The sequence below is a fragment of the Micromonospora rubida genome, from assembly GCF_009908295.1.
Classification (GTDB): Bacteria; Actinomycetota; Actinomycetes; order Mycobacteriales; family Micromonosporaceae; genus Micromonospora; species Micromonospora rubida.
Genome location: NZ_JAAALO010000005.1, coordinates 580,854 through 601,452, shown reverse-complemented (window position 1 = coordinate 601,452; position 20,599 = coordinate 580,854). Strand labels below are relative to the sequence as shown.

General features: G+C 70.6%; 16 protein-coding genes. 6 read left to right on the top strand and 10 right to left on the bottom strand.

Annotated elements, in window-relative coordinates:
* The first annotated feature begins 2 nt into the window (after positions 1-2).
* From GVV04_RS21665 to GVV04_RS21640, 6 genes are all read left to right on the top strand, one after another.
* A complete protein-coding gene (locus GVV04_RS21665; protein ID WP_161689888.1) occupies positions 3-1,256 on the top strand; it encodes a 6-phospho-beta-glucosidase in 1,254 nt (417 codons plus the stop codon).
* Positions 1,253-2,227, top strand: coding sequence for an N-acetylglucosamine kinase (locus GVV04_RS21660; protein WP_161689887.1), 975 nt, complete (start codon positions 1,253-1,255; stop codon positions 2,225-2,227). Before GVV04_RS21665 ends, GVV04_RS21660 begins: the two co-directional genes overlap by 4 nt.
* A 240-nt stretch (positions 2,228-2,467) precedes the next feature.
* Positions 2,468-4,900, top strand: coding sequence for a PQQ-dependent sugar dehydrogenase (locus tag GVV04_RS21655; RefSeq protein ID WP_201753869.1), 2,433 nt, complete (start codon positions 2,468-2,470; stop codon positions 4,898-4,900).
* A gap of 490 nt (positions 4,901-5,390) precedes the next feature.
* A complete protein-coding gene (locus GVV04_RS21650; RefSeq protein ID WP_328822503.1) occupies positions 5,391-7,079 on the top strand; it encodes a discoidin domain-containing protein in 1,689 nt (562 codons plus the stop codon).
* Positions 7,079-8,284 (top strand): MFS transporter, encoded by a 1,206-nt coding sequence (locus GVV04_RS21645; RefSeq protein ID WP_161689885.1) that lies wholly within the window; start codon positions 7,079-7,081, stop codon positions 8,282-8,284. The genes GVV04_RS21650 and GVV04_RS21645 overlap by 1 nt, the downstream gene beginning before the upstream one ends.
* Positions 8,281-9,258: a TolB family protein gene (locus GVV04_RS21640; protein WP_161689884.1), complete on the top strand. Its 978-nt coding sequence runs from the start codon at positions 8,281-8,283 to the stop codon at positions 9,256-9,258. The genes GVV04_RS21645 and GVV04_RS21640 overlap by 4 nt, the downstream gene beginning before the upstream one ends.
* A 679-nt stretch (positions 9,259-9,937) precedes the next feature.
* Here GVV04_RS21640 and GVV04_RS21635 read toward each other — a convergent pair.
* From GVV04_RS21635 to GVV04_RS21590, 10 genes are all read right to left on the bottom strand, one after another.
* Positions 9,938-10,813, bottom strand: a complete 876-nt coding sequence (locus tag GVV04_RS21635) for a class I SAM-dependent methyltransferase (protein WP_161689883.1) — start codon at positions 10,811-10,813, stop codon at positions 9,938-9,940.
* Positions 10,806-11,819 carry a lysylphosphatidylglycerol synthase transmembrane domain-containing protein gene (locus GVV04_RS21630; protein ID WP_161689882.1) on the bottom strand — a complete coding sequence of 338 codons (1,014 nt, stop codon included), beginning with the start codon at positions 11,817-11,819 and terminating at the stop codon, positions 10,806-10,808. The genes GVV04_RS21635 and GVV04_RS21630 overlap by 8 nt, the downstream gene beginning before the upstream one ends.
* Positions 11,812-12,399: a hypothetical protein gene (locus GVV04_RS21625; RefSeq protein WP_161689881.1), complete on the bottom strand. Its 588-nt coding sequence runs from the start codon at positions 12,397-12,399 to the stop codon at positions 11,812-11,814. The genes GVV04_RS21630 and GVV04_RS21625 overlap by 8 nt, the downstream gene beginning before the upstream one ends.
* On the bottom strand, positions 12,396-14,915 hold the full coding sequence (locus tag GVV04_RS21620) for a PEP/pyruvate-binding domain-containing protein (RefSeq protein ID WP_161689880.1): 2,520 nt from the start codon (positions 14,913-14,915) through the stop codon (positions 12,396-12,398). The genes GVV04_RS21625 and GVV04_RS21620 overlap by 4 nt, the downstream gene beginning before the upstream one ends.
* The gene (locus tag GVV04_RS21615) at positions 14,908-15,957 is read right to left on the bottom strand and encodes a Rieske 2Fe-2S domain-containing protein (protein WP_161689879.1); all 1,050 of its coding nucleotides are present in this window, start codon (positions 15,955-15,957) and stop codon (positions 14,908-14,910) included. The genes GVV04_RS21620 and GVV04_RS21615 overlap by 8 nt, the downstream gene beginning before the upstream one ends.
* A 46-nt stretch (positions 15,958-16,003) precedes the next feature.
* On the bottom strand, positions 16,004-16,456 hold the full coding sequence (locus GVV04_RS21610; protein ID WP_161689878.1) for a protein-tyrosine phosphatase family protein: 453 nt from the start codon (positions 16,454-16,456) through the stop codon (positions 16,004-16,006).
* A gap of 135 nt (positions 16,457-16,591) precedes the next feature.
* On the bottom strand, positions 16,592-17,431 hold the full coding sequence (locus GVV04_RS21605; protein ID WP_161689877.1) for an SAM-dependent methyltransferase: 840 nt from the start codon (positions 17,429-17,431) through the stop codon (positions 16,592-16,594).
* Entirely contained in the window at positions 17,428-18,495 is a 1,068-nt protein-coding gene (locus GVV04_RS21600) for an aromatic ring-hydroxylating dioxygenase subunit alpha (RefSeq protein WP_201753868.1), read from the bottom strand. The genes GVV04_RS21605 and GVV04_RS21600 overlap by 4 nt, the downstream gene beginning before the upstream one ends.
* The gene (locus GVV04_RS21595) at positions 18,492-19,589 is read right to left on the bottom strand and encodes a Rieske 2Fe-2S domain-containing protein (protein ID WP_161689876.1); all 1,098 of its coding nucleotides are present in this window, start codon (positions 19,587-19,589) and stop codon (positions 18,492-18,494) included. Before GVV04_RS21595 ends, GVV04_RS21600 begins: the two co-directional genes overlap by 4 nt.
* Positions 19,590-19,603: 14 nt before the next feature.
* Positions 19,604-20,527 carry a polyprenyl synthetase family protein gene (locus tag GVV04_RS21590; RefSeq protein WP_201753867.1) on the bottom strand — a complete coding sequence of 308 codons (924 nt, stop codon included), beginning with the start codon at positions 20,525-20,527 and terminating at the stop codon, positions 19,604-19,606.
* Positions 20,528-20,599 lie beyond the last annotated feature (72 nt).

The window sequence follows — 20,599 nt, the reverse complement described above, 5'->3', positions numbered from 1 at the left end:
CCATGAAGATCGCTGTGGTCGGCGGAGGGTCGACCTACACCCCCGAGCTGATAGACGGGTTCGCCCGCCTCGACGGGGCCGTCACCGAGATAGCGCTGATCGATCCGGCAACCGACCGGCTGCCGATCGTCGGCGGGTTCGCGCAGCGGATCTTCCGCCGCCACGGACACCCCGGGCGGATCACCTGGACCACCGACCTCGACGCCGGGCTCACCGGCGCCGACGTCGTCGTCATCCAACTGCGGGTCGGCGGGCAGCGCGCGCGGATCAGCGACGAGACGTTCCCGCTCGAATGCGGCTGCGTCGGGCAGGAGACCACCGGAGCAGGCGGTCTCGCCAAGGCCCTGCGCACCGTTCCCGTCGTGCTCGACGTCGCCGAACGCGCACGCCGCCACGCCGCACCCGGAGCGTGGATCGTCAACTTCACCAACCCGACCGGCATCGTCACCCGCGCCCTGCTCGACGCCGGGCATCGGGCCGTCGGCTTGTGCAACGTCGCCATCGGCTTCCAGCGGCGCTTCGCCGCGCTGCTCGGCGTGGCACCCGGGCAGGTGACCCTCGACCACGTCGGCCTGAACCACCTGACCTGGGAACGCGGCGTACACGTCGACGGCGTCGACCGGTTGCCCGAGCTGCTTTCGGCGCACCTGGACGAGATCGCAGGCGAGGTGAAGCTGCCGCCGGCGATCCTGGCCGCACTCGGCGCGGTGCCGTCGTACTACCTGCGCTACTTCTACGCCCACGACCAGGTCGTCGAAGAGGAACGCGGCGCACCGACCCGGGGCGAGCAGGTCGCCGAACTGGAAGGTGCCCTGCTGTCCATGTACGCCGACCCCACCCGCGACACCAAACCCGACCTGCTCGCCAAGCGCGGCGGCGCGTACTACTCCGAGGCCGCCGTCGGGCTCATCGGCTCGCTGCGCAGCGGCGACGGCGCCACCCACCCGGTCAACGTGCGCAACAACGCAACCCTGCCGTTCCTGCCCGACGACGCCGTCATCGAGGTCAGCTGCCGGGTCGACGCCGACGGCGTGGCGCCGCTGCCGGTCCGGGCCGTCGGCCCCCACATCTCCGGCCTCATCTCCCACGTCAGCGGGTACGAGGAGCTGGCCGTGCACGCCGCCGTGGCCGGTGGACGGCAGCGGGTCTACCAGGCGCTGCTGGCACACCCGCTGGTCGGCCAGCACGACCTCGCCGAGAGCCTCACCGACCGGCTTCTCGCCGCGAACACCGCGCACCTGAGGTGGGCCGCATGATCGGGGAAAGGACCGTGGTCGCGGTCGACGGCGGCAACTCCAAGACTGACGTCATCATCGCCACCGGCGCCGGAGCCGTGCTCGGGCGTGCCCGGGGCCCGGCGTCCTCGCCGCACCTGATCGGCGTGCCCGACACCATCGGCCTGCTCGGCCGGCTCATCGCGCAGGCCAAGCAGCACGCGGGGCTCGGCACGGCCGCAGTGTTCGACCGGGCCGAGGTCTACCTCGCCGGCGCGGACCTGCCCATCGAGGTGCGGATCCTGACCGAGGCAGTGACCGCGGCCGGGTGGGCACACCAGAACCGGGTCGACAACGACACCTTCGCTCTGATCCGCGCCGGCACCGACGCCGAACGCGCGATCGCGGTCGTGTGCGGTGCCGGGATCAACTGCGTCGGCCGCGACGCCGACGGGCGAACCGCACGGTTCCCCGCCCTCGGGATGCTCACCGGAGACTGGGGCGGCGGGCACCACCTGGCCTCCCTGGCGCTGTGGCACGCGGCACGCGGTGAGGACGGCCGCGGGCCGGCCACCCGGCTGACCGAGGCGGTCATCGACCACTTCGGGGTGGCCACGGTCGAGGAATTCGGCATCGCCGTGCACCTCGGCGAGGTCGCCCCCGCCCGCGTCGACGAGCTCACCCCGGTCCTGTTCGCCGTCGCGACCGGCGGGGACCAGGTGGCCCGTCGCATCGTGGCGAAACAGGCAACGGAGGTGCTGTCCCTGGCCCGGGTCGCCGCCGAGCGGCTGGGCATGCGCGAGAAACGGCTGGCTCTCGTGCTGGGCGGGGGCGTGCTCGCCGCCCGGCATCCGCTGCTGCACCAGTCGATCGTGGAGGGAATGCCGGCCGCGCTGCCCCGCGCCGAGGTGGTGGTGTCGGCGCAGGCACCGGTCGTCGGCGCCGCCCTGGCCGGCCTCGACGCCCTGGGTGCCACGATGGACGCGAAGTCCGCGCTGAGGACCGCCGTCTAACCGGCTGTCGACGCCTTCCCGGGGCCCGTCGAGCAGAGACGGGCCCCGGCGTGCCCACCCGTGCCCATCCGCCGCCATGCCCCCTGCGCCCGAGTGTCGAGCACTCGGGCTGACGCTGCCCCGCATTGTCGAATATTGACCGATATGCATGGTCGGCCGTAGCATCAGCGACTGTCAGTCAGTTTGACTATCTATCAACCTTCGGGAGAGAGGCACGCGATGGTACGAACCAGAGCGGGCATGAGACTCATCGCCGCGCTCAGTATGGAACTCCTCATCGTCGGGTCGGCCCTCATGGCGACTCCCGCCCATGCCGCACCCATCCGCTACGAGGCCGAGAGCGCCACCATTGGTCAGGGCCTCGCCGAGTCCAACCACCTCAACTTCTCCGGGACCGGCTTCGCCGACACGGACAACGTGGTCGGCAGCTACGTGCAGTGGACGATCAACGCCGCGACCGCCGGCACGGCGACCTTCACGATCCGCTACAGCAACGGCGCCGCGGCAGACCGGCCCGCCGACATCGCCGTCAACGGCAGCGTCGCCGCCGCGGCGGCGGCGTTCGGCAGCACCTCCGACTGGGACACCTGGGCCGACAAGACCGTCACCGCCCCGGTCAGCGCCGGCAGCAACACCGTCCGAGTCACCTCCACCTCGACAGCCGGCACCGCCAACCTCGACTACCTTGAATTCGAGGTCGCCGGAGCGCCGGCCTTCACCGACTACCAGGCGGAGAACGCGGTCATCGCTCAGGGCGCGGTCGAGTCGAACCACGCCGGCTACACCGGCACCGGCTTCGTCAACACGACCAACGCGGCGGGGGCGTACGTGGAGTGGACGGTGACTGCGGCCGCCGCGGGCACCGCGCAGCTGGCGTTCCGGTACGCCAATTCCGGCGGGGCGAACCGGCCGGGAGACATCGCGGTCAACGGCAACCTCGTCGGCAACCAACCGTTCCCGGCGACCACCGCCTGGACCGACTGGGCGGACGTCACGGTCAGCACGACACTGGCCGCGGGAGCCAACACCGTGCGGCTGACCGCCACCGGCGCGCTCGGCCTGGGCAACATCGACCGGCTGCGCATCACCGGGCAGAGCGACTCGCAGGCGCCCAGCACACCGGGCGCCCCGAGCTGTTCCGCCGTCACCTCCAGCAGCATGACGCTGAACTGGGGCGCGTCCACCGACGACGTCGGGGTGGTGGGATACGACATCTACCACGACGGCAACCTGCTGAGTCAGACGACGGGCACGGGAACCTCGCGGAACCTGACCGGCCTCTCGCCGAACACGGAGTACCGCCTGTCGGTGTTCGCCCGGGACGCGGCCGGCAACGTCTCGCTGTCCAGCGCGCAGGCGATCTGCTCCACCCTGGCCAGTTCGGACACCCAGGCGCCGACCGCCCCGGCGAGCCTGGCGTACTCGAATCTGAGCGGCAGCAGCGTCACGCTCACCTGGACGGCGTCCACGGACAACGTCGGGGTCACCGCGTACGACGTGCGCACCGGGACGACCGTCGTCAAGTCGGCCGTCGGCACGCCCCCGGCGGCGACCACCTCTGTCACCGGGCTCGCCTGCAACACGGCGTACAGCCTGAACGTCGTCGCCCGAGACGGTGCAGGCAACACGTCCGGGCAGAGCAACACGGTGTCCTTCACGACCGCGACCTGCAGCGGCGGCGTGCCGTCAGGGATCACCCAGATCTCCACCGGCTGGACGATCCCCTGGGGCACGTACTTCATGCCCGACGGGCAGACCGCCCTCGTCACCGAGCGGGACGACAAGGTCACCTCCGGCCAGTTCAAGGTCTTCAAGGTGACGCTGTCCGGTGTGCGTACCCAGGTCGGGACCGTCCCGAACGTCGTCACCACCGACGGTGAGGGAGGACTGCTCGGCGTCGCTGTGGACCCCGGCTGGGCGTCCAACCACTACGTCTACTTCATGCACACCGCCTCGGAGGGCAACCGGGTCGCCCGGATGACCTACGACGGCAGCACCCTGACCGGGTATTCCACGATCCTTTCCGGGATCGCCAAGAACCGCTACCACAACGGTGGCCGCCTGGCCTTCGGGCCGGACGGGTACCTCTACGTCTCCACCGGTGACGGGCAGACCAGCAGCCGGGCCCAGGATCTCAACTCGCTCAACGGCAAGATCCTGCGAATCACGACGACCGGTGCCGCGGCACCGGGCAACCCGTTCGGTACCCGGGTCTACAGCTACGGCCACCGCAACCCGCAGGGCCTGGCGTTCGACTCGCAGGGCCGGCTCTGGGAGGCCGAGTTCGGCAACAGCATGTACGACGAACTCAACCTCATCAAGCCGGGCAGGAACTACGGCTGGCCGACCTGCGAGGGCACCTGCGGCGTCGCGGGCATGGAGAACCCGAAGCGGCAGTGGTCGGTGTCGACCGCCTCGCCCAGCGGTATCGCGATCGTCCGCGACGTCGTCTACATGGCGACGCTGCGCGGCGAGCAGATGTGGCGCATCCCGCTGCTCAGCGGCGAGACCACGGGCACTCCGACGGCGTACTACACGGGCACGTACGGACGCCTACGCACGGTCACTAAGGTGCCCGGCTCCGACCAGCTCTGGCTCAGCACCACCAACTGCGACAACAACGGCGGGGCCGCGAACGGCGCCGACCGCACCCTGCGCATCACCATCAGCTAGCGAAGTGCCGCGCCGCACGGGTCCCTGATCCGATCCGTGCGGCGCGCACCCGCACGGCGTCGCGGGCTCGCTGTCTCCGACACCGATCACAGCAGTACCTGAACCTGCCGAACGCTGCTGATCGAGAGGTGGCCGACCTTTCGTCACGGGCCGGCGCGGCGAACACCGGACGACCCCGATGCGGCACGCCGGGGCACCACGCCGACGACGCGGCAGGCCGGTCGGGGATGCAAACAGCGGCGACCACCGAACGCTCCGAGCCCACGCCGACGGGGGCGACCGAAAAGGCAAATTGTTTTCCTAATCCCTTGACATCGAAGTACGTAATTGGAAGCCTCTTCCCAAGCGGCTTGGCGCGGCTCCGGAACACCTTTGGACGTGACGCGCTTCAGTGAACAACTGCCCCCGGCCGGTTGAACCCCCTCCCCAAGGAGGCGCCGTGCGCTGGAAGAGAAAACTACCCACCCTCGCTGTAGCCAGCACCATGCTGGTGGCTACGGCACTGATCGTCATCGTCGACCGGGCCGACGCCGCCGACGTGCTCCTGTCCCACAACCGGCCCGCCACCTCCTCGTCGACCGAAAGCAGCGCATACGGCCCGGAGAACGCCGTCGACGGCAGCGCCACGAGCCGCTGGGCAAGCGTCGAAGGATCGGATTCGCAGTGGCTCCGTGTCGACCTCGGCTCGTCCGTCGCGATCAACCGGGTCAAGCTGACCTGGGAGGACGCGTACGGCTCGGCGTACCGGCTGGAGACCTCGCCGGACGGGACCGCCTGGACCACCGTCAAGACCGTGACCGGCGCGGACGGCGGGACCGACGACCACACCGGCCTCAGCGCGAACGGACGGTACCTGCGCGTCTACGGCACCGCCCGCGGCACGTCCTACGGCTACTCGCTCTGGGAACTGGAGGTCTATGGCCCGGACGGCGCCCCTGACCCCGGTGGCACCGACCACCAGGCCGAGAACGCCACGCTCTCGCAGGCTGCCGTCCTCAGCAACCATGCCGGATACACCGGGACCGGGTTCGTCGACTACACCAACGTCGTCGGTGGCTACATCGAGTGGACCGTGACCGCGGCTGCGGCCGGCAGCCGGCCGGGCACCTTCCGCTACGCCAACGGCACCACCGCGGGACGGCCGCTGAGCATCGCGGTCAACGGCGTCACCGTGACGTCCGGGCTCACCTTCAACTCCACCGGTAGCTGGAGCACCTGGACCGACCAGACGATCAACGTGCCACTCCAGGCCGGCGCCAACACGATCCGGGCGACCGCCACCACGGCGACCGGCGGCCCCAACATGGACAAGCTCACCCTGGGCACGGCACCGACCGCCTCGCCCACCGCCTCTCCCTCGCCCAGCCCGACCGGTGGGACCACCTTCACGGTCGCCGCCGCAGGTGACATCGCCGACCAGTGCACCGCGAGCTCCAGCTCGTGCCAGCACCCGAAGACGGCCGCGCTCGTCACGGCCATGAACCCCGAGTTCGTCATCACCATGGGCGACAACCAGTACGACGACGCCCGCCTGTCGGACTTCCAGAACTACTTCGACAAGACCTGGGGCAAGTTCAAGTCGAAGATCCGGCCCGCGCCGGGCAACCACGAGACGTACGACCCGGCCGGTGAGTACGCCGGCTACAAGTCCTACTTCGGGTCGATCGCCTACCCGCAGGGCAAGAACTACTACAGCTTCAACCACGGCAACTGGCACTTCATCGTCCTCAACTCCAACAGCTTCGACGACAGCGCGCAGATCTCCTGGCTGCGGGCCGACCTCGCCGCGAACACCAAGGGCTGCATCGCCGCGTCCTGGCACCACCCGCTGTACAGCTCTGGCGACCACGGCAACGACCCGGTGAGCAGGCCGATCTGGCAGATGCTCTACAACGAGGGCGCGGACCTGGTCCTCAACGGCCACGACCACCACTACGAGCGGTTCGGCCCGCAGGACCCCAACGGCGACGCCGACCCGAACGGCATCGTCGAACTGCTCGGCGGGATGGCCGGCGCGCCGCCCTACCCGATCGTCAACGTGCAGCCCAACAGCCTAAAGCGGCTGTCCGGGACGTACGGCGTCATCAAGCTGACGTTCACCGACAGCACCTTTTCCTCCCAGCTGATCGGGACCGACAGCGCGGTCAAGGACACGAGCCCGACCTACACCTGCCACTGATGTACATCACCGCCAACCGTCCGCCGGGACGGGCGCTGCTGCGCTCCGTCCCGGCGAACGTCCTCGCCCTCGGCATGGTCAGCATGGTCACCGACATCTCCGCCGAGATGGTCACCGCCGTCCTGCCGCTCTACCTCGTGCTCGCGCTCGGGCTCAACCCGTTGCAGGTCGGCATGCTCGACGGCCTCCACTTCGGGGTGACCGCACTGGTCCGCCTCGCCGGCGCGCACGCCTCCGACCGCTGGCGCCACCGCAAACTCGTCGCCGCGAGCGGCTACGGCATCTCCGCCCTGGCCAAACTCGGTCTGCTGCTGGCCGGGACCTCGGTCGGCGCCCTCGGCGCCGTGATCACCGCAGACCGGGCCGGCAAGGGACTGCGGACGGCCCCGCGGGACGCGATGATCTCGTCATCCACCCCGCCGGACCGGCTGGGACAGGCGTTCGGCGTGCACCGGGCCATGGACACGCTCGGGGCCTTACTCGGTCCGCTCGCCGCGTTCGGGGTGCTCGCCGCCACCGGCGGGTCCTACGACGCCGTATTCATGACCTCCTTCTGCGTCGCGGCGCTCGGGCTGGTGTTGCTCGCGCTCTACGTCCGCGACCCGCGCACCACCCTCGCGGCCGAGCCACCGCGGATCGGGACGGCCGTGCGCGCCATCGTCGGCGACCCCGCGTTCCGGCGGATCTGCGCCGTCACCATCCTGCTCAGCCTGGTGACGGTCAGCGACTTCTTCGTCTACCTGCTGCTGCAGAAGCAGCTCGCGATGACGCCCGGCCTGTTCCCGCTGCTGCCGCTCGGCACGGCTGCGGTGTACCTGCTGCTCGCCGTGCCGCTCGGGCGCCTGGCCGACCGGCGGGGCCGCGTCGGGGTCTTCCTCGGCGGGCACGTCACCCTTTTCGCCGCCTACCTGCTGCTCGCGGGTGCGGCGACCGGCATCGCGCTGCTGATCGTGGTCCTCGTGCTGCACGGCACGTTCTACGCGGCCACGGACGGCGTCCTGATGTCCGCCGCCGGACCGTTGCTGCCCGAGGCCCTGCTGACCAGCGGGATGGCCGTGCTCCAGACCGCGCAGGCGCTCGCGCGGCTGGGTTCGTCGGTCGCCTTCGGCGCGCTCTGGACCGCCTGGGACGCCCGGACGGGCCTGCTCGTGATGGCGGGCGGGCTCGCGCTCTCCCTACTCGCCGCCCGGAAGGTGATCCTGTGAAACGTGCCCTGGTCCTCGCCGCGTCGATTGTGGCGCTCGCCTCGGTCGCGATCACCTATGCCGTGCTGGCCTCGGCCGATCCGTCGCCGGCCGGCGCGGCCCTCGACACCACCCGCTCGGGGCAGTTGCTGTTTCTCGACGCAGGCGGCCGGGTCGCGGCCGTGCCGTCGGACGACCCGGGCGCAGCCCGCACCGTCGGAGACCTGAAGTGCCGGCGTTTCCACTCCTCCGGTGGGACGGCGGTCTGCCTGGCGGCCGAGGTGCGCGGCGGCCTGCCCCGGACGAGCGCGCTGATTCTCGACAGCGAGCTGCGCGAGACGAACCGCCTCAACCTCGCAGGCGTCCCGAGCCGGGCCAGGGTCTCGCCCAGCGGCAGGATGGTGGCCTGGACGGTCTTCGTCACCGGTGAGTCCTACAACGCCACCGGCTTCTCCACCTGGACCGGGATCCTCGACACCAGGACTGGCTATCCGATCGTCAACATCGAGACGATCCCGCTCTACATCGACGGCAGGCGTCACCACGCCGCGGACGTGAACTTCTGGGGCGTCACGTTCGCCGCCGACGACAACCGCTTCTACGCGACGGTCTCCACGCGGGGCCGGACCTACCTGGTCGAAGGTGACTACGCCAAGTGGGAGGCGCGGACGCTGCGAAACAATGTGGAATGCCCGTCGCTCTCGCCGGACGGGACCCGGCTCGCGTTCAAGAAGCGGGTCTCGCCGTCGGCCGCCGAGCCATGGCGACTGCACGTGCTGGACCTGGTCACGATGCGCGAGACCCCGCTGGCGGAGACCGCCAGCGTTGACGACCAAGCGCAGTGGCTGTCCGACAGCGAGGTCGCCTACGCGAGACCCGGCGCAGCGGGCGGCTCGGGCATCTGGGCCGTTCCCGCCGACGGCTCAGGAAGCCCTCGGCTGCTCATTCCCGCCGCGTCCTCACCCAGCATGCCGATCCGCGTCGACGGGCCGTAGGGGTCGACATCACCTGCTGGCTGCGGCCGGACGTGCGACCCCCTCACGTCCGCAACGAGCTGATCCCACTGACCAGGGCTGACGGCGATGCCGGCAGCCCGGTGGGGGACCGGGCTGCCCCGGCGGATCCACATCCGTGGCACGACCCAGGCGTTGTCGCGTGACCTTGAGGGTCTCCGGCTTGGCAGGCCCCAGGGGATACGTGCGCCACCGACATCGTCGGCCCCTGCCGGGTCGGTCTTCGCCGGGTCGGCCCCGTCGGCGAGCCGGTCGAGGCCGGCGTGCGCGGCCGGCGTGCGCGGCCGGGGTGCGCGCCGTCGGGTCGGTCCACCCTCCGTCGGCTCCCTTTGGAGCTGCCCCGTTTGTGCTACTGGTGGAGCGGGCGCATATACGGGGCAGCTCCAAAGGGAGCCGACAGGCAGGTCCCCGACCGGATGCGGGGGGCAATCGTCCGGCTGCCACCCGGACTGCCCGATGCGCGGGGCGGTATGGGGCGGCGTGGCGGCGACCTCCCGGGGCATTCGCGGGAGCAGAGGCAGAGACAGTGCAGGACCGGCGAGACCGTGACCAAGGCCCTGGCCCTGCCCTGGCCCTGGCCAGAATCTCGGATCATCCTCAAGGAGCGGAACAGGAATCCCGGAGGGTGTTGCCGGAGTGCCGCCGTCCCTGCGCGGCGAGCTCAGCGCGTACCCGAGGAGCACCGAGGTACCTGCTCCTGGCTCGGATCAGGCGACGTGGCCACGATGAAGCAGACCGGGTTCGTGAGCCGGATACAACCGTCGGCGTCCCGCCGGGTGTCCAGCTCCGCAGCGAGCTGACGTTCCAGGTCAGGACGCCGCTCCTGCGGGATCATGTCCCAGAAGAGGCGTAGACCCTGCGCGTACGTCCAGCGGACGAACTCCTCCCCGGACGCCGCGACGAGTGGCACATCCTCGACCACGATCCGCGGCTCGGCGAAGCCCGCGCCCCGCAGATGCCGGGTTATGGCATCGACCTCGTCGGCGGCGTCGAGTGCGTCAGCCGTACCGGCTGCGGCATCGGTCGCGGCGAAGTCACGCATGGCTCGTTGGAAGAACTCCAGCGCGATCTGCGACCCGTCCCCTTCGGTGCCGGCTCCGGGGACGGCGAGGGCGATTCGCCCCCCGGGACGCAACAGCCGGGCGTAGTTGGCCAGGGTGGCCGGGTGATCCGGGACAAGGGGGAGACTCATGCTGGCGGTGATCAGGTCGAACGTCCCCGGAGCGAAGGTTGGTGCCCGGCCGTCCATGACGACCGCCCGAACGTTGACGGTCCCGCGCCGGGCGATGTCGTCCCGAAGGAACTCGATCATCCGAGGTGCCAGGTCAATGCCGGTGACCTCACCGTCCGGGCCCGTCGCGGCCGCGGCCGGGAAGAGGACGGCGCCGCGGCCGGTGCCGACGTCCAGGATGCACTCACCAGGCGCTACCGCCGCGTGGCCGACGAGCCTGCTGCCGACCGGTTTGAAGAAGGCGGGACCGATCTCGTCGTACACGTCGGCGACCGTGTCGTAGACGGCCCACAGCTGATCAGTCATGGTCACTCCGTACTAGCGGCGGCGCGGTGGTCACCGTGCCGATGGTTCCGGGGCCGTTGGTGCCCGGCTGCTTTCTCCGCACGCTGAGGAAGTGCAGCTGGAACGGCAGGCCGACGACGACCTGGGGCAAGACCTGCTGGGCATGGAACAGCAGCGCAAAACCGAGGGCGGCGTCCGGCGCGACGTGCAGCAGACTGAGGCAGTAGACGGCACCGACCTCGAACGTGCCCAGGTTGGCGGGTGCGCCGGGCAGGACGTTGGAGAAGTCGATGAAGAAGACCACCAGGACGACGGCGGCCACCGACAGACCGATGTGCAGCGCGCGCATGACCGCGTAGGCGGCGGCCGCGTCGATCATCTCGCCGACGAGAATGAGGCAGGAAGCCGAGCTGAACCGCATCCGGTCCTTCAGGAAGTACATGCCGTCGACCATGCTGTGCAGCATCTTCGGCAGTCGGTTCGCCCGGGCCCGGTGGGCGGTTACCACGAGCAGACCGAGCAGCACGAGCATGAGGGCCGACACGCCGAAGACGAAGCCGGTCACCCAGCCGGGCAGTCCGGGGACCAGGAACGGCGTGGCCAGTGCCAGCAGACCCATGCAGGCCGCCCCGATCGTCTTCTTCAGCACGATGAGCGCGCCGGTGATCCCGACCGGGACGCCCTCATGCTTGAGCATCCACAGGCGGAGCAGCTCACCGGCGCGGGCCGGGCTGATCGACGACGCCGCCTGCGCGGCGAACTCGTATCGCAGGAGCCGGCCGGCCGGCGGCTGATGTCGGGGGCCCAGCATCACCACCCAACTGCCGGCCCGGACGACCTGGGCGACAAGGTTGAGCAGCACCGCGACCACCAACAGCGGCACGTCCACGCGGGTCAGCGTGTCGCTGAACGCGCGCGCGTCGATCCCGCGCAGGAACCACCACAGCGAGATGACGGTTGTCGCGATCAGCAACACCCGGACAACGAGATCCCACCGTTTCTTCGGCGCCGCCCGGGTCTCACTCATCGGGGCAGACGTGGTCGGCGGCCACGGAGGTCGGCAGCCGCCGGGCAGCGGCACTGTACGGCCACAACGCGCGCTCGGTGGCGTAGAAGCGGAGCAGGTCAGGGGTGTGGATGCCCAACTTCGCCCGAATCTCGCCCAGCGGCCAGGCGAGCAGGTCGCGCCACGACACGTCGCCGAGCGGCTGGATCCTCTGGTGAGCCGCGAAGCGTACGGCCATCTCGAACAGCAGCAGGTCGTCGGGGCTCAGCCGCCACGGCCCGCGGTACAGCTTCGTGGCCGCGAGGGTGAACAGCCTCTGCTGCCACCGACTGAGTCGTCCGCTGGAGCCCATCGTGGCCCCGATCACGAAGGCCTCATCGGGCGGCAGGGTGCCGCGGCCGAGGATGATGTGGATGCTGTCGTGGCCGAACAGATCGACGTGGCCGGGCAGGGCGACCGGGCTCGCCGGGTTCTCCAGGAGCCGGACGTACCACGGGACGACGGAGGGGTCGTCGCCGGGCATCCCGGCGTGCGCCTCCGCGAGCGTCGGGGAGTCGTCGAGACTGGGTACCCAGTCCGACAGTGCTGGCGGGGTTGTCACGAGGTGCTCCCCTCTGTCAGGTAGACGAGTCCGCGGGTCCCGTCGACGGTGACGGTCTGGCCGTTCTGAATGACCTTGGTGGCGTTGCCGGTGCCCATCACGGCGGGGATGCCGTACTCGCGGGCGACGATGGAGCCGTGTGACAGTGCGCCCCCACTGTCGGTGATGATGCCGCCGGCGATGCCCAGCAGCGGGGACCAGGCAGGCGTGACGTAGCTGGCGACCAACACGTCGCCGGATCTCACCTCGTTGAAGTCCCGTACCGAACTGACGTGCCGAGCGGTCGCGGTGACCTGGCCGGGACTGACCGCGAACCCGCTGAGATCGGCCGACGACTCGTCGAGGTCCTCGCTGCGGCCGAGGAAGGCGACCGGTAGGAAGTCCACGCCGGCCACCTCCACCCGCAGCCCTCGGGGCACCTGGGCGGGCGGTGACATCTGACGCTGCTGCTCCCGCAGTTCCTGCCGCAGGCGCACGGTTTCGGCGAGATCGGCCGGCCGGTCGCCGGCCCCCAGGACGCGCAGCTGCTCGATCAGCTCGTCGCCGCTGAGGAAGAAGACGTCGTCGGCGGCGCTCAGCCCGCCCGCATCGGCCAGCCGCCGTCCCAGCTCGAGGTACCCACGCCGGATGGTCGGCCAGCCCATCGTGAAGTAGTGCAGCGCCTCGTCCCGGACGTGGGCGTAGTAGCGGGTCCAGCGCAGCAGGGCCCGGAGCACGGCGCGTCGGACCGGCTTGCGGCGCAAGCCGCGCAACAGCGTCGTGCGGGACTCTTCCCGCTGGCGGGCCAGGTCGCGCAGGCGGTCGGGCGGCGAGCGGAAACGACCCTCCCGGTACGCGTCGAGGGTGGTCAGGAACGCCGACGGGTCCTCGACCGGCGTCGGCTCGGCGAAGTCCAGCTGGTACGCCTGATGTGCGTACCGCTCCAGGAACTGGTCGAAGCCGTCCGGTGGCCCGTCCCCGGGCCCGCCGGCCGTGGCGAGCTCGAACAGGGCGAAGTCTATTTCGGAGGTCTTGGTCGGGTATCCCTGCAACAGCACCGCGAAACCGCCCTCGGCCGCCTCGGGCGGGGCCAGGGAGCGGTACAGGCGGTCGAGCAGCCACTCGCCGCCGTTCCAGTACCAGGCGAGCCCGCCGAGCAGCGCCCAGTACACCGCGCTGAGTTCCTCGGCCTCGTCGATGACGGCGAGCACGTCGCGGGTGGTCAGCGTGGCCGGGCTGATCGCGCGCAGCGCCTCGATCCGCTCGATGTGGTGCGGCAGCAGGGCCGTACGCCACTGGCGGTCGAGCCGGGCGAGATGGAAGCGGAAGAAGGCGGCCACGAGCTTGCCGGTCTGGACCGGGTGCCGCTTGAGTCGGGTGTCGAGCCGGATGTAGGCGTACCCGTTGATGGTGCCCGACATCGGCTCCGGCAGCAGGCGGTCGACGCGCGGGTCCCGACCGGACCAGTTCTGCTTCCACTCGCGCACCAGGCGGGGGAAGAGCGTCGTCGCGAAGAGCGGGGACAGCGGTTCCGGCAGCCACGAGTCGCAGATGCTGATCCGCGCCCACTCGGCGCCCTCGATGGGGCTGCGCCAGCGGACGTCCTCGGGCAGCACCACGTCCCGGGTGAGCGGGCGTGCCTGCAGGATCGCGAACCGGCCGTCCGTGATCGCCCACTCGATGTCCTGGGAGGCGCCGAAGTGCTCCTGGACCGCGATGCCCAGCCGGGCGAGCGCCACGGCCTGATCCCCGGTCAGCGAGGGGGTGTCGCGCAGCTCGGGCGGGACGTCGACGACGGTGGCGCCGTCCTCGGTGGGCGTGACCATGAGGGTTTTGTGGGAGTGTTCCGTGCTGAGCAGCCGATGGCCGTCGCGGTCCACCACGTGGCGGTCGGGTGTGACGACGCCGCTGACCACCGCCTCGCCGAGCCCCCAGCTGGACTCGATGACCACTGGTCCGGTGACCGCGACGGTCGGCGCGGTCACGAACATGACACCGGCGGCGTCGGCGGGCACCAGGGCCTGCACGACGACGGCCATCCGTGCCTCGGCGTGCGGCAGTCCTGCCCGGTCCCGGTAGTGGATGGCGTGGCCGTCCCAGAGCGAGGCCCAGCAGCGCAGCAGCGCGGTCACCAGCCGGTCGAACGTCCGGACCCCCAGCTCGGTGTGGTATTGGCCGGCGAAGCTGGTGCCCGCCGTGTCCTCCGAGGTGCCGGAGGACCGGACAGCGACGGCTCCGCCGGCCGGGCACACCGTCCGGAACGCCTCCTCCAGGTCGGTGAGCAGGGTCGCCGGCAGCTCGATCGCCCCGATCGCCGCGCGCAGCGTTCCGGCGGCCTGCTCGTCCTCGCGGGCGAGCAGGGCCAGGTGCGGCGCCACGGCCGGCTGTGCGAACCGCTCATAGACCGAGGTGGGCAGGCAGAACCCCGGCGGCACCGGCACGCCGACGGCGATGAGCTCACCCAGGTTGGCGGCCTTGGCGCCCACGGTCGGCGTGTCGTCCCGGCCGACCGCCGACAGCGCGATGACGTCAGGCATCGTCGGCCACCCGTTGCACCCAGTGCTGGTAGTGCTTGCGGAAGGCGCGGATGCCGCTGTCCCGTTCGACGTAGATGCCATGCTGGTCGCCGGGTTCGAGGGTGTTGAAGATCGGCAGATCCTGGTTCGACGTGACGGTGATCTCCGGCCGGTGCACCAGGTAGTTCCGCAGGTCGCGCAGCCGCCGGCCGCTCGGTTCGATGGCGACGGCGATGTGCTGCACCGTCCGGTTGGGGGCGACCGGCGTGGTGGCGAGCAGCAGCCGGTACTGGATCACGTCGTCGGCCCAGTAGGTGATGCGCTGCCCGGCCGGCCAGCCGTCGACGCGCAGCACGAACTGCTTGGCGTTGATCCCCAGCAGGTTGGCGAGGGCACCGAGCCTGCCGGTGTAGGCCGGCCAGGTCAGCTCCGCGCCCATCCACGCGCCACCGACGATGGGCGGCCCGTGTCCGGTCAGCTCGTCCGGCCGGTCGAGGATCCGCAGGCTCGGCTGGTCGGTGACGTCGAGGCCGTGCAACTCGACGAGGTGGTCCGGGTCGTACGTGTTCTCCAGGATCCGCCGGACGGTCGCTCCGGTGAGGTCGGCCAGCCGGAACCCGCGGGCGAACCCCGCTCCGGCGTCCAGCGCGGGGAACTCCGGCAAGGCGAACATCGGTTCGGCGCTGCCGTACCACACCCAGACGTAGCCGTGACGCTCCGCTGTCGGGTACGCCCTGACCCGGGCGCCGCGCGGGATGCGGTCGACGCCCGGAACAGCGACACAGGCGCCGTCACCGGTGAACCGCCAATGGTGGAACGCGCACCGCAGCGTCCCGTCGACGACCTTGCCGTCGGCGAGGCTGGCGCCCAGATGCGGGCAGGTGCGCGCCAGCACCGTGGGGCGACCGCTGCCGTCCCGCCAGGCCACCAGGCGGCGGCCGAACAGCGTGATCGCTTTCGGCGTACGCCCCAGCCGGTTGGACGGCAGCGCGACGTACCAGCTTGCCGCCAGGTTGAAGCCACGGTCCGTACGCGTGCCGGCCGGATGGTTCTGCACGGTCATCGCCCCGCACCGCCGACCGGCCCGGCGGGAACGGGACGCGAACCGGTCAGCGCCGGTGTGGCGCCGCCTGGTCGAAGCGAGTGACGAAACGCCGTTGCCACGGTGTCTCGACGGCCCGGTGCGAGTAGTGCGCGCGGACGTAGGCAACGGCCTCCGCGGGGGGCACGCCGTCGAGGACCGCCAGGCACGACAGTGCCGTCCCGGTACGCCCGAAGCCGCCTCCGCAGGCCAGCTCGACCCGTTGCGTCCCGGCCCGGTCCAGCACCTCGCGCAGGATGCCGACGAAGTCCGTGCGGTCGGCCGGTAGCCAGAAGTCCCGCCAGCGGACCCAGCGGCTCTCCCACGTCACCGGCTTCGGCGCGGAGCCCACCAGGTAGACCCCGAACTGCGGCTCGGGGCCGTCCGGCAACGGATGCCGCAGGCCGCGGCCGCGCACCAGCCATCCGGACGGCAGTCGCATGACACCCGCCGCGGTCGGCTGCCAGCTGGCTTCGGTCATTCGGAACACCCTCTCCACTACTTGGCCTCGGGGCCGGCCCGGGAGAAAGCCTAGGCGACAGATTCCCCGAACCGGGACGACGCGGCAGGAATCGTTCGGCGGCGTCGTACCCGGTGTGACTGCGGAGCACGGCCGTCACCCCTTGCCGGCGACGAGGACGGCGAACCCCACTCCGGGCAGCTCCGCGAAGGTGCGCATGCCGTCGATGAGCCCCCGCACCTCCTGCGCGTAGTCGCCCAGCGCCGAGATCCGCTCGGAGTTGGCCCGGACCCATGCGTCCACCACGGCGAGGGTTGGCGGGATCACCTGCTCGTAGATGTCCTCCACGTACCGGGTACGCAGCCCGGCGCGAGCGAAGAGCTGGGGATATTCGTCCAGGTACGGCGGCTGGGCCAGGTGGTAGCTCTGGTAGAGCTGTCTGACGAAGTCGTCCCGCTCGTGATCGTCCACTCGTTGGAGCACCGGTTGCGCGACCACCAGCCGGCCGCCCGGCCGCAGCATCCCGGCGATCGCGTTGAGCACGCCGGCCTGGTCGGGTAGGTGCTCAAGCGACTCGATGGCGAGGACCGCGTCGAACGAGTCCTTGTCGTACGGCATGGACGTGGCGTCGACCAGCTCGAACCGTACGCGATCGGCGACCCCCGCGCCCGCCGCCCGCTCGGTGGCGATGTCCACCTGTGCCTGGCTGATGGTGATGCCGACGACCTCGACCGGGACGGTCTCGGCGAGCCGGACGGCGGGACGGCCGGTGCCGCAGCCGAGGTCGAGCACTCGCTGGCCGGGCCGCAGCGCCAGCCGTTCGATCAGCAGATCGGTCAGGTTGTCGGCTGCTTCCCGCATGCCGACGTCCTCGTACCCGCCGTCCGGGAAGTACCCGAAGTGATGACTGTCGCCGAGCATGTCCTCGGACAGCACGGTGATCTTGTCGTACATCTCCCCGACGCTCTCGCGGTCGGGGCGGTAGGAGTCGTTCACGGTGCTCCTTCTTCGGCGCGGTCGACCCAGGTCGCATACTGCTTGCGGAAACGCAGGAGGGCGTGGTCGTGCCGGGTCGGGGTGGGCGCGGCGGTGTCGTCGGCGTCGCGGTAGATGGCGAGGTCTTCGCGGGTGCCCCACCAGTGGTGGGCGCGATAGGCGAGGTACACCAGCCGGTCCCGGACCGGGTTGCCGGTACGGCGGACCAGTGACCAGCCGCGCATGTGAGTACGCCCCGGACCGACCGGCGTGACGCCGAGCAACTCCTTCACCACCACCTCGCCGTCCAGCAGGAAGGTGAGGCGCTGCCCCGCCGGCCAGCCGTCGACGAGGAGTTCGAACTTCTCGCTGCGCAGCCCGAGCGCGCGGATCGCGGCGGGCACCTGAAGGCCGTGGAACTCCAGCCGGGCTCCGGTCCAGGCGTCCTCGGGGATCGGCGGCCCGTTCTCGGCGGCCGAGGCCGGTTCCGGCAGCATGATCAGTTCCGGCATCCGATCGCACGCGACGCCGTGCAGCGCCATGAAGTGATAATGGTCGAAGGCGTTCTCGAGGATCCGGCGCGGCGTCGCGGCGGTCGTGTGCGAGAAGCGGTACCTGAGGTTCTCGTTCCGGCGCTCGGTCAGTGCCGGAACCTCCGGCAGCGGGTAGGCCGGTTCGCCGCCGCCGTACCAGATCCAGAGGTAGCCGTACCGCTCGACGAGGGGATAGGCCCGTGGCTGTCGCATCGAATGCGAGAGCTGCTGCATACCGGGCACCGACGCGCACGCCCCGGTGGCGTCGAAGCGCCAGTGGTGGAACGCGCACCGCAGGCTGCCGTCGACCACCTTGCCGACCGCGAGGCTGGCACCCAGGTGCGGACAGTGCCGCGGCATGATCGATGCCCGGCCGGTCCCGTCGCGCCAGGCGACCAACTCGCGGCCGAACAGGTCGAGCTTCTGCGGCCCGCGGCGCAGCTCGGCAGAGGCCATGGCGAGGTACCAGCCCGCGGCGAGCCGCATGTCGGTGCCCGGCTGCGACGGGGCCGCCCGGCGCGGGTGGCGCGAGATCGGGCTCGTGGCGGTCACGACCGGCTCCTGACCGGGGCGGTCGTGGTCTCGACCCTGCCCACCCACGACTGGTAGTACCGGCGGAAGTGGGCAACACCGTTGTCGTACGGGGTCCGCAGTGTTCCGGCGGTGGCCTCGGTCGTGTCGTAGATCGGGATGTCCTGCTTGGTTCCGGCGCGGCTCTGCCCGTAGAGCATGACGAGGTTGAAGAGCGTCCGCAGCCGGCCGGTGCGCGGCGTGCCCGCCCAGCCGACCTGGGTGGTGACCCGTTCGGACACCGGAGTGATCGCCAGCAGGACCTTGAAGAACTCCTTGCCGTCGACGTAGCCGGTGAAGCGCTGGCCGCCGGGCCAACCGTCGACCAGCAGCTGAAAGGCGTCACCGGCCGCAAACGTCGCCGCCTTGGCCATTCCCCAGCGAGCGGGATCGCGTACCGGGTGCCCGGGCGTGGCGATGCCCTCGAACCAGGCGCCGAGCCACGCGGGGGAGTCGATCGGCGAGCCGTTGTCGGCGGCTTCCGACTGATCGCGCAGCATCCGGAACTCGGTGTGGTCCAGTGACAAGCCGTGCAACGTCTGGAAGTGGTAGTAGTCGAACGCGTTCTCCAGCAGCTGCCGGGCCGTGCCGGTGCTGCGGTCGTTGTAGCGGAAGCCGACGTAGCGATCCCGGTTCTCCGCGAGCGCGGGAAAGTCCGGCAGACTGAACAGGGGCTCGGCGGTGCCGTACCAGACCCAGACGTAGCCGTAGCGTTCCACGGTCGGATAGGGCGTCAGCTTCGCGGTGGCCGGAATGCGCGCGGATCCGGGAATCCGCACGCAGGCGCCGGACCCGTCGAACCTCCAGCCGTGGAACGGGCACCGCAGGCCGGCGTCGTCCACCTTGCCCAGCGCCAGGCTGGCGCCCTGGTGGGGGCAGTAGCGCGGAGCCACGACGGCCCGGCCCGAGCGTTCCCGCCAGGCCACCAGGTCATGGCCGAACAGCTGCAGGGCCACCGGGCGGTCGCGCAGGCGTGCGGTGGAGAGCCCCGCGTACCAGCTGGCCGCCAGGTCCTCGGGAACGGGATCGGCGGCCGGTGCGGGCAGGGCCAGCCGGTCGGTATGCCTTCTGGTCATCTACACGATCCCGTTCAGTGGGTACGGGTGAGGATGTAGTCCGCGATGGCGCACAGCGGCTGAGCACCCGCGCCGAACAACTCGACGTCCTGCTTCGCCGAGGCGATGAGTTCGGTGGCGCGACGGCGCGACTCGTCGAGGCCGAGCAGCCGGGGGAACGTCGCCTTGCGCTGCTCCTCGTCCTTGTGTGGCGTCTTGCCGAGCTCGGCCAAGGTCGACGTGACGTCGAGGATGTCGTCGATGATCTGGAAGGCCAGACCGATCTTCATCCCGTACGACTCGGCGCGGCGGACCAACTCCTCGTCCGCGCCGGCCAGAACCGCGCCCGTCACCACGGCGGCGCTGAGCAGCGCGCCGGTCTTGCGGGTGTGCATGCTCTCCAGCGTCGCCAGGTCGACGTCCTCACGGTCGGCCAGCTGGACGTCGATGACCTGGCCGCCGATCGCCCCGTGGATGCCGATGGTGTGCAGCAGAGTGCGGATCACCCGCAGGACCCGGCTCGTCGGCGCGTCGGTGTGCAAGAGCACGTGCTCCAGCGAGTACGACAGCAGCGCGTCGCCGGCGAGCAGAGCCATGCCTTCGCCGAACACCTTGTGGTTGGTGGGGCGGCCGCGCCGGAAGTCGTCGTTGTCCATCGACGGCAGATCGTCGTGGATCAGCGTCGCGGTGTGCAGCATCTCCAGAGCAACCGCGGTCGGCATCGCCACCTCGGTGCTGCCGCCGCAGGCCGTGCAGGCGGTGAGGCACAGGATCGGCCGGATCCGTTTACCGCCCGCCAGCAGCGAATATCTGATTGTCCGGTACAGCTCGTCGGGCCCGTCGATCTGGATGGCCCGCTCGAGTTCGCGGTCGATGAGCTCACGCTGTGAGCGCAGGCGCGATGGCAGACCAAGCTGTTTCAACATTGACGTTCCCCCATGGGTGAGAAGCCGGGGCAACTGTACGCCGCTCTAAGTGGAGAGTCAATGTTCATCTGTTATGCATTGACTTTGCCCAGCGTTGGCCGGCGG